Annotated in this window: 13 protein-coding genes; 8 read left to right on the plus strand and 5 right to left on the minus strand. The window is 74.2% G+C overall.

All coding sequences use genetic code 11. The features are described 5' to 3' along the window. Positions 1 to 17: 17 nt before the first annotated feature. On the minus strand, positions 18 to 1,421 hold the full coding sequence (locus tag K8Z61_RS16710; protein WP_374227988.1) for a flavin monoamine oxidase family protein: 1,404 nt from the start codon (positions 1,419 to 1,421) through the stop codon (positions 18 to 20). Positions 1,422 to 1,547: 126 nt separating this feature from the next. Between K8Z61_RS16710 and K8Z61_RS16715 the strand changes: the two genes are divergently transcribed. Next, on the plus strand, positions 1,548 to 2,123 hold the full coding sequence (locus K8Z61_RS16715; RefSeq protein WP_224131188.1) for a TetR/AcrR family transcriptional regulator: 576 nt from the start codon (positions 1,548 to 1,550) through the stop codon (positions 2,121 to 2,123). 6 nt (positions 2,124 to 2,129) lie between these two features. On the opposite strand, the gene K8Z61_RS16720 is transcribed toward K8Z61_RS16715, so the two are convergent. Next, positions 2,130 to 3,158 carry a sodium-dependent bicarbonate transport family permease gene (locus K8Z61_RS16720; RefSeq protein ID WP_224131190.1) on the minus strand — a complete coding sequence of 343 codons (1,029 nt, stop codon included), beginning with the start codon at positions 3,156 to 3,158 and terminating at the stop codon, positions 2,130 to 2,132. Between the two features lie 132 nt (positions 3,159 to 3,290). Further along, positions 3,291 to 4,640 carry an alpha/beta hydrolase gene (locus tag K8Z61_RS16725; protein ID WP_308116795.1) on the minus strand — a complete coding sequence of 450 codons (1,350 nt, stop codon included), beginning with the start codon at positions 4,638 to 4,640 and terminating at the stop codon, positions 3,291 to 3,293. Between the two features lie 60 nt (positions 4,641 to 4,700). Here K8Z61_RS16725 and K8Z61_RS16730 point away from each other — a divergent pair, with 60 nt between their 5' ends. From K8Z61_RS16730 to K8Z61_RS16745, 4 genes are all read left to right on the plus strand, one after another. Next, entirely contained in the window at positions 4,701 to 5,309 is a 609-nt protein-coding gene (locus K8Z61_RS16730) for a TetR/AcrR family transcriptional regulator C-terminal ligand-binding domain-containing protein (protein ID WP_224131192.1), read from the plus strand. Beyond that, the gene (locus K8Z61_RS16735; RefSeq protein WP_224131193.1) at positions 5,306 to 6,043 is read left to right on the plus strand and encodes an MBL fold metallo-hydrolase; all 738 of its coding nucleotides are present in this window, start codon (positions 5,306 to 5,308) and stop codon (positions 6,041 to 6,043) included. Before K8Z61_RS16730 ends, K8Z61_RS16735 begins: the two co-directional genes overlap by 4 nt. Before the next feature lie 317 nt (positions 6,044 to 6,360). Then, positions 6,361 to 6,654, plus strand: coding sequence for a hypothetical protein (locus tag K8Z61_RS16740; protein ID WP_224131195.1), 294 nt, complete (start codon positions 6,361 to 6,363; stop codon positions 6,652 to 6,654). Between the two features lie 161 nt (positions 6,655 to 6,815). After that, positions 6,816 to 7,454 (plus strand): hypothetical protein, encoded by a 639-nt coding sequence (locus K8Z61_RS16745; protein WP_224131197.1) that lies wholly within the window; start codon positions 6,816 to 6,818, stop codon positions 7,452 to 7,454. Between the two features lie 282 nt (positions 7,455 to 7,736). Here the strand turns inward: K8Z61_RS16745 and msrA are convergent, their stop codons facing one another. Beyond that, positions 7,737 to 8,396: a peptide-methionine (S)-S-oxide reductase MsrA gene (gene msrA / locus K8Z61_RS16750; protein ID WP_224131199.1), complete on the minus strand. Its 660-nt coding sequence runs from the start codon at positions 8,394 to 8,396 to the stop codon at positions 7,737 to 7,739. 82 nt (positions 8,397 to 8,478) lie between these two features. Here msrA and K8Z61_RS16755 point away from each other — a divergent pair, with 82 nt between their 5' ends. The 3 genes from K8Z61_RS16755 (at position 8,479) to ilvA (ending at position 12,384) form a co-directional block, all read left to right on the plus strand. After that, positions 8,479 to 9,639: a cystathionine gamma-synthase gene (locus K8Z61_RS16755; RefSeq protein ID WP_224131201.1), complete on the plus strand. Its 1,161-nt coding sequence runs from the start codon at positions 8,479 to 8,481 to the stop codon at positions 9,637 to 9,639. A 94-nt stretch (positions 9,640 to 9,733) separates the two neighbouring features. Continuing rightward, entirely contained in the window at positions 9,734 to 11,155 is a 1,422-nt protein-coding gene (locus K8Z61_RS16760; protein ID WP_224131203.1) for an AI-2E family transporter, read from the plus strand. After that, positions 11,152 to 12,384 carry a threonine ammonia-lyase gene (gene ilvA / locus K8Z61_RS16765; RefSeq protein ID WP_224131205.1) on the plus strand — a complete coding sequence of 411 codons (1,233 nt, stop codon included), beginning with the start codon at positions 11,152 to 11,154 and terminating at the stop codon, positions 12,382 to 12,384. The genes K8Z61_RS16760 and ilvA overlap by 4 nt, the downstream gene beginning before the upstream one ends. 125 nt (positions 12,385 to 12,509) lie before the next feature. On the opposite strand, the gene K8Z61_RS16770 is transcribed toward ilvA, so the two are convergent. Continuing rightward, entirely contained in the window at positions 12,510 to 12,833 is a 324-nt protein-coding gene (locus K8Z61_RS16770) for a hypothetical protein (protein WP_224131207.1), read from the minus strand. Between the last annotated feature and the right edge of the window lie 23 nt (positions 12,834 to 12,856).

The following is a 12,856-nucleotide window of genomic DNA, read 5'->3' on the forward strand; positions in this document are numbered from 1 at the left end:
GGTCGGCTCGGGAGCGCTCAGCCCAGGGTGGCGGAGACCTCGGCGGCGAGGTCGTGGCCCACCCGGATGGCGCCGTCGACGTGCTGGTAGCCCAGCCCCGCGACGTCGCTGCTGCCGAAGTGGAGCGGGCCGACCGGCTGGCGCAGCACCGCGCCCCAGCGCACCAGGCCGCCGACGTCGAAGCTGGTGGCGTAGGCGCCTCCGGTGAGCTCCTGCTCGTGCCAGTCGCTCTCGACGTAGGTGCGCGGCGTGCGGGCGGCGTCACCGAAGTAGGCGGCGAGCGAGGCGAGCACCCGCTCGCGGCGCTCCTCGGGCGTCCAGGTCAGCGCCTCCTCGGCGCGCAGGTCGGAGACGAAGCCGACGAGGGTGCCGGTGCCGGTGTCGCGCTCGGAGACGTCGTTGGTGTTGTCGTAGACCTCGTGGACGAGCAGGTGCGGGGCGAACCCCGTGCCGCTGAGGCCGTCCTCACGCCAGAACGGCGTGTCGTACTCGGCCTGCACCTTCAGCACCAGCCCGAAGGACGTGTGCTGGCGCGCGGCCTGGTGGCGGTGCGGCAGCGGGGGCTCGATGCGGATGCGGCTCACGTGGGTGGGTGGCAGGGCGAGGACCAGCCGTCGGGCGCCGAGCGTGCCGTCGGCGGTGTGGACGACGACGCCGTCCTCGGTGCGGGTGATGCGGCGGACGTCGACGCCGAGCCGCACCCGCTCGCCCAGGCGCGCGGCGATCGCCGCGGGCACCGACGCCAGGCCGCCGGCCACCCGGCGGTCGAGGATGAAGTCGGCGTCGACGAGGTGCTCGAAGCGTCCGGCGCTGGCGGCCATCAGGCCGGCCTGGAGGGCCGAGAAGGCGTGGGCCGGCTTGGTGAGCATCGCCGGGCCGATGAACAGCCCGACGGTGGCGACGGCGACGGGGTCGTCGCTCTGCGCCTCGAGCCAGGCCTGGAAGGTGACGGAGTCGAGCCGCTCGGCGTCCGGGTGGTCCCAGGGGGCGGCGGGGTCGAGCTCGAGGGAGAGGCGCTCGAGGGCGTCGCTGAGCCGCTCGACCTCGCCGTTGGTGGCCTCGGGCAGCGGCAGGTCGGTGGTGAAGCGCTCGACGGCGCCGTCCGGCGTCACGAAGACGGAGTCGCCCTCGCGGTAGCGCAGGTAGGTGGTGAGCCCGAGCTCCTCGACCATCGCGAGCAGCGCGGTCTGGTCGGGGGAGATCCACTGGCCGCCGACCTCGAAGTCCGATTCCTGCCCGGCGGGGCCGTGCGACTCGGTGGAGAGGCGGCCGCCGACGCGGTCGCGGGCCTCGAGCACGACGACGTCGTGGCCGGCCTCGGTCAGGCGCAGGGCGGCGGTGAGCCCGGTGGCGCCGGCGCCCACGACGACGACGTCGTGCTGGTCGGAGGGCCGGGTGGGCTCGGCGGGCTCGGCGGTCATGGCGTGCTCCTCGCAGGTCGGGGGTGGCCGGTCAGATGATTTGAACAGCGTACAAACCGAGACTACGGTGCAATGTGTCGCAGAGCACGCCCCGCGGTCAAGGGGCGCGGGGAGGGGGTGGCGGCCATGGCCCGGGCGCGCACCCATCGCCGCCTCGAGCAGCCGCGCGAGCAGGTGCTCTCCGCGACGCTCGCGATGGTGGCCGAGCGCGGTCTCGCGGGCGTCACGATGGCCCGCCTCGCCGAGCGGCTCGGCACCAGCGGCGGCCACCTCCTCTACTACTTCGGCACCCGCGACGGGCTGCTGCTGGAGACCCTGCGCTGGAGCGAGGAGCGCTACGCCGAGGAGCGGGCTCCGGTGATGGCGCTCGAGGCGCCGGCCGGGCCCGACCCCGTGTTGGCCTTCGCCGGCGTCTACCTGCCCGTCGACCGTGGCGACGCCCGCTGGCTGCTCTGGCTGGAGCTGTGGGCGCGGGCGCCCTACGACGCCGATCTCGCGGCCGCGCAGCGCGAGCTCGACGAGGCGTGGCACGCCGACCTCGTCCGGCTGCTGCGCGCGCACCTGCCGGCGCTCGCCGATCCCGAGGGCGTCTCGGAGCGGCTGCGGGCGATGTGGGACGGCTTCGCCATCGCGGTCATCAACGGCGGCGGCCCGGCCCAGCGCGCCCGGGCGCTGGAGCACACCCGGGCGCTGCTGGGCTGAGGGGCCTCAGCCGACGAGCGCGTGCGCGACCCCGTAGTACAGCGGGATGCCGAGCACGATGTTGAGCGGGAACGTGATGCCCAGCGCCATCGTCAGGTAGCGCGAGGGCAGCGCCTCGGGGATCGCGTACCGCACGACGGCCGGGACGACGATGTAGGAGCCGCTCGCGGCGAGCACCATCAGCATGGTCAGGTCGCCCAGCGGCAGGCGGGCGACCAGGCCGAGCGCGAGGGCGAGCGCGGCGCCGACCAGCGGCATGCCGACCGCGAAGCCGACGAGGAACAGCGGGATGCCCCGCACCTCGCGCAGCTGCCGGGCCACGACGATGCCGAGGTCGAGCAGGAAGAACGCCAGCAGGCCCTTGAACAGGTCGACGGTCAGCGGGGCCATGGTCTCGCCGCCCTTCGCCCCGGACGCCGCGCCGACGACCAGCGAGCCGACCAGCAGCACGAAGGTGCCCTCGGTGAACGCGGAGCGGAGGATGCCGCCGAGGCCCTGCGGCTCCCCGTGGGCGTCCCCGGGCCCGACCGGGATGCCGGCACCGGCGCCGACGGGCACCGCGACCGGCGCGGACGCCTGGGAGCGCGCCCACCGGGCGAGCGCCACCGCCATCAGCACGGCGGGGCTCTCCATCAGCACCAGCGCCACGGCCATGTGGCCGCCGGGCGCGGCGCCCTGCGAGGTGACGTACTGGGTGCCGGCCACGAAGGTGACGGCGCTGACCGAGCCGTAGGTCGCGGCGATCGCGGCGGCGTGGAACCGGTCGGTGCCGAGCCGCAGCACCCGGTACCCGATCAGCGGGATCGCCACGGCGAGCACGACGGCGAGGCCCATGGCGCGCAGCGCGTCGCCGGTGAGGCCCGAGTGCGAGAGCGCCTGGCCGCCCTTGAAGCCGATCGCCATCAGCAGGTAGAGCGAGAGGAACTTCGAGACCGCCGGCGGGATCTCGAGGTTGGAGCGCACCGCCCCGGCCAGCAGGCCCAGGGCGAAGAACAGGACGACCGGGTCGGTCAGGGTGGTCAGGGCGTCGGGCACGACGGCCTCCTTGGTTCGTGGGGCGGTGACGCCGGCGCGGTGGGGTCGCTCTGATGCCGGAATCTGAATACAGGAAGCAAACTACCGGCATTGAGATGCCTGCATGGAGATTCTGGTGAGATGTGCGGCGGGTCACCCCCGGCCGGGCGGCTGGGCGTCGAGCCGCGCCGCCAGCCAGTCGACCGTGTGCGCCAGCCAGTCGTCGTAGTGGCCCATCGCGCAGTGGTCGTCGCCGGGGTAGAGCAGCAGCTCGCCGAGCGGGGCCGCCTCGGCCAGGTCCCGCGAGTCGCGGGCGTCGGCGAGGGTGTCGTCGGCTCCGTTGACGACGAGGAGCGGCACGTCGACGCGCTCCGCGAGGTCCAGCAACGCCAGGCGCCGCAGGCGCCGGACGAGATCGAGCGGGTGCCGTGCGCCCGTCACCTCGGCCAGGGTCGTCAGCATGATCTCCGGCATGCCCCAGGCGGCGACCGGGCGCAGGCTGCGGTCGTAGAAGCCGCCGTTGGACACGGCCGCGCGCACGCGCGGCTCCTCGGCCGCCAGACGCGTCGACCAGGTGGCCCCGAGGCTGAACCCGACGGCGCCGAGGCGGTCCGGGTCGAGCCGAGGATCGGCGGCGAGGCGATCCACGACGGCGGTGTACGCGGCGAGGGACGCGGGGGAGAGCGGCCCCGGGTGCAGGTACGTGCCGGGCATCTCCACGCCGACGACGGCCAGGCCGCGGTCGCGATGCCGGATCAGCGGCAGGAGCAGCTCCTGGACCGTTCCCTCGAGGCCGTTGGTGACCAGCACCCCCGGCAGCGGGCGACCGGCACGGGGGAGGACGGCCGTCGCCCGCACCTGCGCCGGCCGCCCGTCGGGTCCCGTCGCGACGCCGGGCGTCGGGTCGTCGACGAGCAGCACCTCGACGTCGACGTCGAGGCGGTCGGCCAGGCCGTGCAGCACCAGCTCGAAGAGGTCGCGCGAGCGGCGGTACGCCGCGAGGCGGTGCGGCGTCAGGCCCGGCCAGCCGGCGGCGAACAGGTAGGTGATCGCACGGACGACGGCCCGGAGCCCCTGCGTGGCGTCGTCCGCGTCGTCGGCCTCGTCCGCGTCGTCCGCGCCGGTGCGGCGCCCGCGGGAGTCGGCCCAGGTCGCGGCGGCCGGCCCCAGCACCCGGTCGATCACGCCGGCGGCCTCGCCCGGCTCCGCCGCCAGGAGCGCCTCGATCGACGGCGCCGATGCGCGGGCCAGCACCGCGTCGGCCCGTCCGATCTGCTCCTCGGCCAGCGCCGACCAGAAGGCGGCCCACCCGGCGTCCTCGAAGGTGCGGCAGGCCGCGAGGTGGGCGAGCACCTCGTCCCGGTCGAGCCCGCCCATCAGTGCGAAGCGGTCGGCGAAGAGCGCGGGCAGGTAGCGCCCGACGCCGTGACGGCGGGCGCCGGACTCGGTGGTGCCGGTGAGGGCGCGGGCGGTGACGGCGAGGTCGCGAGCGAAGGTGGCCACGCGGGGACGGTAGGCACGCGGAGCGAACTAACGCAACGATCTGTGCGATAGTCTGACGCCATGGAGGACGCTCCCCGCCGCCGCCCCGGCGGCCGCTCCGCACGGGTGAGGCAGGCCGTCCTGGAGGCGGCGCTCGACGCCCTGGAGCAGGGCGGCCCCGCGCCGACGCTCCCCGAGCTCGCCGCGCGCGCCGACGTCGCGGCGTCCTCGATCTACCGGCGCTGGGGCACCTGGGAGGCGGTCGTCGGCGACGCGCTGCTGGAGAGCAGCCGGGCCGCGATCCCCGCGCCCGACACCGGGACGCTGCGCGGCGACCTGCACGCCTGGTGCTCCGCCGTCGCCGACTACCTCCGGACGCCCCGTGGCCACGCCCTTGCCCGGGCCGCGGCGACGGTCGGCGACACGATCGACGCCGACGGTGCGCCCGACGTCCGAGCGCTGCGCGAGCAGTTCTGGAAGGCGCGCTTCGAGGCGGCGCTGCCGATGCTCGAGCGGGCTCGGGTCCGCGGCGAGCTCGTCGGGCTCGCGCCCGCCGACGACCTGCTGCTGCTCGAGCTGCTGGTCGCGCCGCTGCACCTGCGCCGGCTGCTCACCGGCGCCGACGTCGGCGCCGACCTCGCGGCGCGGATCGACCTCGTCCTGCGCGCCGCGTCGGTGGGTGGGCGGTGAGGATCGTCGAGGTCGCCGGGGGCGTCCACCTGGTGACCGGCACCAACGTCAACTGGGTCGTGCTCGCCGAGGGGTCGGCGGTCACCCTGGTCGACGCCGGCTACCCGAACGACGCGCGGGCGCTGCTCGCCTCCCTCGACGCCCTCGGGCACCGGCTCGAGGACGTCGAGGCCGTCGTCCTGACCCACGCCCACCTCGATCACGTCGGCGGCGTCCCTGCGCTGCGCCGCCGACGTCCGCTTCCGGTGCTCACCAGCCACGAGGAGGCGCGGCACGCGCGCCGCGAGTACCTCGAGCAGATGTCGGTGCCCCGGATGCTCGCCCAGGGCGGCACCCCGCAGGGGCGGCGCTGGATCGCCCAGACGCTGCGGGCGGTGCTGCCCCACGCGTCGGCGCGGCTGCGCGAGGTCACCGGCGTGCCGTTCGGCGAGCCGCTCCACCTGCCCGGCGCGCCCGTGCCGGTCGACCTCGCCGGCCACACGCCCGGGCACACCGGCTGGCTGCTGCCCCAGCGGGGCGTCCTGGTCTCCGGCGACGCGCTCGTCACCGACCACCCGCTCTCCGCCAGGGCCCCCGGGCCGCAGCTCCTGCCGTCGGCGTTCAGCTCCGACGAGCCGACGATGGCCGCGCGGCTGCAGGCCCTGCGCGACCTGCCGGTCGACGTCGTCGTCCCCGGCCACGGGCCGGTGCACCGCGGCCCGCTGGCCGCCGCGATCGACGCCGCGCTCGGCTGACGCGGTCCGGCGTCACGGTGGGGCCGAGCCGCGACACGACGACGCCCGGCCGCTCGAGGTCGAGCAGCCGGGCGTCGGGTGGAACATCCGTCAGGTGAGCGTCGGGAACTTGACCCCGGTGTTCGCGTGGCAGCGGTAGCCGTGCGGCACCTTGTGCAGGTACTGCTGCCAGAACGTGGATGCGCACGTAACGGCCTTCAGCGTCGAAGTTCCGCGTCGCGGCGGACTACCGCCTTCAAGACGTATCTGGGTGGGGCGCCCCGGCTCATCCGCTGGCAGTCCCCGGATGACTTCTTGTTGCAGTACGTTGGTAAGTGATGGCGGAGCGGTTCTGGTTCGTGAGTGTCGGGCCATTCGACGAGGGTCACGTCATCGAATGGGTCGAGGGGGTGGCCGATCGTTCTCCTGGCTCGCCTGAGGTCGAACTGATCGACCATCGTCAGTGGTACGCGAGAGCGATAGATGCCGATACGGTTCGCGATGCTCTGGTGGCGCTCCGGGTTGGGATCGCTGGTGCGGGGGTTGCCGACGATGTCCGGTCGTCTGTCGCGGGGCTCGTCAGCGACATGGAGACCTGGCTGAAGCGAGAGTTCGACGCAGGCCAGGATTGATGAGCTGGGGGTCGGCTGCTGGGTTAGCCGGCGTTGTCGAGGGCGGGACTGCCCCCGGTCTGGTTGACGCTCTGACCTGCCCTACAGCTTGGGTTCCAGTTCCCTCCGCTGAACGCGATCGGAGTGCCCCGTCCGCTCCTGCTGCTCCTGCTGCCCCTCGGGTGTCGCCCACCTCCTCGACCCTCGTCCGGGCATCCGATGAGCAGCTTCTCCGCCGCGAACTCGAGGCCGAGGCCACCCGGATGATGGAGCAGATCGAGGAAGATGCGCGACGGATGGCGGAGGAGACCTTCGTGGTCGACGGGTCCGATTCGTCCTGGCCCAGCGTCGAGGAGGACGAGGACCTCGCAGTCGCCGAGCGTCCCGTCCTCTCCCGCATCGACTACGTCGCCAAGGTCGATGAGCGCCGCTATCTGAACCGCCGGGGTGACGGCTCCGCGGACCTTCGGCTCGTCGACGCCGGCGATACGCTGGCAGTTTGGTCGCCTGTCGACGGCGGCGGCCTCATCAATCCGAAGGGTCCGGGACTTCGCTCTCTCAGGCTGTACACGTCATACGCCAGGGGATCGGACCACTATCTGAAGGCGTACCGACGTGCGGACCTCCGCATGGGGAGATGGATCGAACTCGTGCGCGAGCCGGAGAACCCGCACGACAAGAACGCCGTGGCCATGCTCCCCAGACTCGTCGAGCACGTTCGCCCACATGCAGCGGCGACGAGCGCCTGCGATCGCGCGCCGCATGGACGCGGGCGAGTCCATGGCGGCGGTGTCGCTCCGGGGGCCAAGCAGTGGACGTGACGACGAAACCACGTTTGTCCTGATCGGGACACGCTCCGACCTCGCAGCCATGCTCGATCCCGGCGATGACCTGCCGAGCCTGAGCACCGGTCCGGACGGGCCCGCCGCCGGCGAGATCTGACCCGCGCGTCACGGCGAAGCGCGTGGCCCGACCCGGTGCGCCGCCATGTCCGGCCGGCTGGTCGTCAAAGCCAGGCAGCACGGCCTGAGCATGTCGAAGGCCGTCGACAACGCACGACGCCCGGCCACCATCAGGCAGCCGGGCGTCGAGTTGAGCAGCGCTCAGGTGAGCGTCGGGAACTTCACGCCGGTGTTGGCGTGGCACCGGTAGCCGTGCGGCACCTTGTGCAGGTACTGCTGGTGGTGGTCCTCGGCGAAGTAGTACGTCGGCGCCTGACGGATCTCGGTGGTGATCTCGCCGAGGCCGCGGCGGGCCAGCTCGGCGCCGTAGACGTCAGTGAGCTCGCGGGCGACCGCCTCCTGCTCAGGCGTCGTCCAGTAGATCGCCGAGCGGTACTGCGTGCCGACGTCGTTGCCCTGCCGCATGCCCTGCGTCGGGTCGTGCACCTCGAAGAAGAGCTTGACCAGGTCGGCGTAGGCCACCTTGGCGGGGTCGAAGACGATGCGCACGGCCTCGGTGTGGTTCGTCATGCCCGAGCAGACCTCCTCGTAGGAGGGGTTCGGGGTCGTGCCGCCGGCGTAGCCGACCGAGGTCGACCAGACGCCCGGCAGCTGCCAGTAGATCTCCTCGGCGCCCCAGAAGCAGCCGAGGCCGAAGACGGCCACCTCGTAGCCCTCGGGGGTGGTGCAGTCGCCGGGGGTCGCGTCGAGCGGGGTGCCGAGGACGACGTGCTTCTCGGCCAGGGGGAACGACCGCTGCGTGCGGCCGGGGAGCGTGCGGGCGGGGTCGACGAGCGACGTCTGCTTGCGCGCGAAGAACATGGGAGACCTCCTCGGGGTCGGTGACACCCTGCTCAACACGCGGGGGACGCCGGACGTTCCCGATCGGACTACCCTCGCGGGCGTGACGGCCTACCAGCACGACCACCACGGCTTCGAGACCCGCGCCATCCACGCCGGCTACGAGCCCGACCCCACCACCGGCGCGGTGATCCCGCCCATCTACGCCACCTCCACCTACAAGCAGGACGGCGTCGGCGGCCTGCGCGGGGGCTACGAGTACTCCCGCTCCGCCAACCCGACCCGCACCGCGCTCGAGGGCGCGATCGCGGCGCTGGAGGAGGGCGTGGCCGGGTTCGCGTTCGCGTCCGGGCTCGCCGCCGAGGACGCCCTGCTCCGCGCGGTGTGCGCGCCGGGCGACCACGTCGTCATCCCCGACGACGCCTACGGCGGCACCTTCCGCCTCTTCGACAAGGTGGCCCGCCCGTGGGGGCTGGAGCACAGCCCGGCGCCGGTCAGCGACGTCGACGCCGTGCGCGCCGCGATCGTCCCCGGGCGCACGAAGGTCGTGTGGGTCGAGACGCCGACCAACCCCATGCTCACCATCGGCGACCTCGAGGCGCTCGCCGGGGTCGCCCACGAGGCCGGCGCGCTGCTGGTCGTCGACAACACGTTCGCCTCGCCCTACCTGCAGCAGCCGCTGCGGCTCGGCGCCGACGTCGTCGTGCACTCCACCACCAAGTACGTCGGCGGGCACTCCGACGTCGTGGGCGGCGCCCTGGTCGTCCGCGACGAGGAGGTCGCCGAGCGGGTCGCCTTCCACCAGAACGCCATGGGCGCGGTGGCCGGGCCGTTCGACGCCTGGCTCACGCTGCGCGGCCTGAAGACGCTGGCGCTGCGGATGGAGCGGCACAGCGACAACGCCGAGCGGGTCGTCGCCTTCCTCGCCGCGCACCCGCAGGTCTCCGAGGTGATCTACCCGGGCCTGCCCGAGCACCCCGGCCACGCGGTCGCGGCGCGGCAGATGCGTCGCTTCGGCGGCATGGTCTCGTTCCGGGTGACGGGCGGGGTCGAGCAGGCGCTGAAGGTCTGCGAGCGCACCGAGGTGTTCACGCTGGGGGAGTCCCTCGGCGGCGTCGAGAGCCTGATCGAGCACCCCGGACGCATGACGCACGCGAGCGTCGCCGGCACCGACCTCGAGGTCCCCGACGACCTGATCCGGCTCAGCGTCGGCATCGAGACCGCGGCCGACCTGGTCGCCGACCTCGAGCAGGCGCTGGCCTGATCCCCGGGCCCGTGCCTACGCGCGACCTCACCCGCCCGCCAGGGCGGGCCCGCGCGGTCGACGGCGCGTCGGTGCGATGCCCTAGCGTGGCGGCGTGAGCGAGCGTGACCGTCCGGTCCTCCCGGATCCGATCTCGGAGGCGCCGCGCGTCGACCCGCCCGCCGGCGTGGCCGTCGGCGTGGGCGAGGCCCCGGCCGGCGGCCTCGGCCACCGGCTGGCCTCGCAGTGGGCCGCGCTCCGCGACGAGCGCGAGCGTCGGCTGACGCCGCAGGTGCCGCCCGTGCCACGCGTCGACGCGCGGCCGACCCCCGCCGAGACGGTGCCCCGCGGCGTCGAGATCGCGGTCGCGTGGTCGTGGCGCCTGCTGATCATGGCCGCGGCCCTCGGTCTGCTGCTGTGGCTGGTCGCGCAGCTCTCGGTCGTCGTCCTGCCGGTCGCGATCGCGCTCCTGCTCGCGGCCCTCCTGGTGCCCGTCGTCGACGCCCTGCGGCGCGTCGGGGTGCCCCGGGGCCCGGCGTCCCTGCTGGTGGTGGCCGGCATGATCGCGGCGATCGCGGCTCTCCTGACCCTCGCGGGGCAGCAGATCGCCGACGGCGCCGGCGACCTCGCGGCGCAGGCCGCCGGCGGCATCCAGGAGATCCGCGACTGGCTGCGCGACGGTCCGCTCAACGCCAGCGACTCCCAGATCAACGCCTACCTGCAGCAGGCGCAGGACGCCCTGCAGCGCAACTCCGACGGCGCCCAGATCCTGCAGCGCACCAGCGAGGTCACCACCGCCGTCAGCCACATCCTGGCCGGCTTCTTCATCGTGCTGTTCTCCACCTACTTCTTCCTCGCCCAGGGCGAGCGCATCTGGTCGTGGACCGTGCGCCTGACGCCCCGCGCGGCTCGCGCGCAGGTCGACTCCTCGGGCCGGGTCGCGTGGATCTCGCTGGTGCAGTTCGTGCGGGCCACGGTGATCGTCGCGGCCGTCGACGCCCTCGGCATCGCGATCGGGGCGGCCGTGCTCGGCGTCCCGTTCGTGCTCGCGATCGGGGTGGTGGTGTTCCTCGGCGCGTTCGTGCCGCTGATCGGCGCCACGGTCGCGGGCGCGGCCGCGGTGCTGGTCGCGCTGGTCGCGCAGGGCCCGGTGACCGCGCTGATCATGCTCGGCGTGATCGTCGCGGTGCAGCAGCTCGAGGCGCACGTGCTGCAGCCGTTCCTGATGGGCCGGTGGGTGTCGGTGCACCCGCTCGGCGTGATCATCGCGATCGCCACCGGCGTGCTGGTGGCCGGCGTCGCCGGGGCGCTGGTGGCGGTGCCGCTCGTGGCGGCCGTCAACGCGGTCTGCGTCCACCTGGCGGCCTACTCCGACGCCGGCGACGGCCACGACGCCGAGGAGCGCCTGGCCGACGACTACGCCGAGCGCAACGACTCCGTGGCTCTGGCCGGACGCCGCCTGCTCGAGGCCGACGACGAGGCGGAGGGCCGCGTCCCGCCGCTCGACGGCCCCGCCGGCGCCCCGGAGCCGGCATGAGCGTCCCGCCGCTGGAGCCCGGCACCCTCACCGCCGACGACTTCTCCCGCGCCCGCGAGGAGCTGAGCGACGTCGTCCTGCGCACGCCCGTCACCGAGTCGCGCCTGCTCACCGAGGTCGCGGGCGTCCCGGCCGTGCTCAAGTGCGAGAACCTCCAGCGCACCGGCTCGTTCAAGATCCGCGGCGCCTACCTGCGCATCAGCCGGCTGAGCCCCGAGGAGCGGGCCCGCGGCGTGGTGGCCGCCTCGGCCGGCAACCACGCCCAGGGCGTCGCCCTGGCCGCGCAGCTGCTCGGCATCCCGGCGACGGTGTTCATGCCCGAGGGCGCGCCGCTGCCCAAGGAGCGCGCCACCCGCGGCTACGGCGCCGACGTCGTCTTCGCCGGCACCTACCTCGAGCAGGCGCTCGCCGCAGCCCGGGCGCACGCGGAGGCCACCGGCGCCGTCCTGATCCACCCCTTCGACCACCTCGACGTCATCGCCGGCCAGGGCACCGTCGCGCTCGAGCTGCTCGAGCAGGTGCCCGACGCCGCCACGGTCGTCGTCCCGACCGGCGGCGGGGGACTCCTGGCCGGCATCGCGCTGGCGCTCAAGGCGCACCGTCCCGACGTCTCGGTCGTCGGCGTGCAGGCGAAGAACGCCGCCGCCTACCCCGGCTCGCTCGAGCGCGGACGCCCCACGCCGCTGGAGCAGATGCGCACCATGGCCGACGGCATCGCGGTCGGCCTGCCGGGCGACCTCACCTTCCCGGCGGTGCGCGACCACGTCGACGACGTGCTGACGGTCACCGAGGACTCGCTGGCCCGGGCCGTCCTGGCGCTGGCCGAGCGCGAGAAGCTGGTCGCCGAGCCGGCCGGCGCCGCCGCGGTCGCCGCGATCCTCGACCGCCCCGGCGCCTTCGCCGGCCCCGTCGTCGCGGTCGTCTCCGGCGGCAACATCGACCCCCTGCTGCTCGGCAAGGTCATCCGCCACGGCATGGCCGCCGCGGGGCGCTACCTCCACCTGGCGGTCACGATCCCGGACGTCCCGGGCGGCCTGGCCGGCCTGCTCACCGAGGTCGGCGGGTCGGGCGCCAACGTGCTCGAGGTCGTCCACGAGCGGGTCTCGCCGCGGCTGGGCGTCGACGAGGTCGAGGTGGCGCTGAGCCTCGAGACCCGGGGCGCCGAGCACTCCGAGCAGGTCGTCGCCCGGCTGCGTGACGCCGGCTTCCTGGTGGCCGCCGCGTCCTGACGCCGGCCGCAGGGCCCATCGGAGTGGCTCGGAGCGGGACTGGTCAGGGGAATCTGGACGTTGTCAGGCGAAACTTTCCCTGACAACGTCCGGTTTCCCCGGATATCCGGGGAAACCTGCGCCGCTCAGAACCGCTGGTCCACGTACACCGGCCGCGTGCGATCCGAGACGGCGGTGCGGCTGACGGCGTCGACCAGCGCCTGCTGTCGCACGGTGGTGCCGAGGGTGGCGGCGATCCGCTCGAGCACGGCGAGCTGACGCTCGTGCAGGGCCTGCGCCCGGTCGCGCAGCGCCGGGGGCAGGGGGCCGTGGTCGGCCGGGACGTCCCAGGGGTCGCTGACCAGGAGCGTCCCGGCGGCGAGAGCCCGCTCGGCGCGGATCACGTCGAGCTCGATGCGATCGAGGCTCACCTGCCAGGCGGTCAGGCGCGCGGCGTCGGTGTCGGGCACGGTCGGGCTCTCGCGACGGCGCG

The organism is Nocardioides sp. TRM66260-LWL, assembly GCF_020075545.1.
Taxonomy (GTDB): Bacteria; Actinomycetota; Actinomycetes; order Propionibacteriales; family Nocardioidaceae; genus Nocardioides.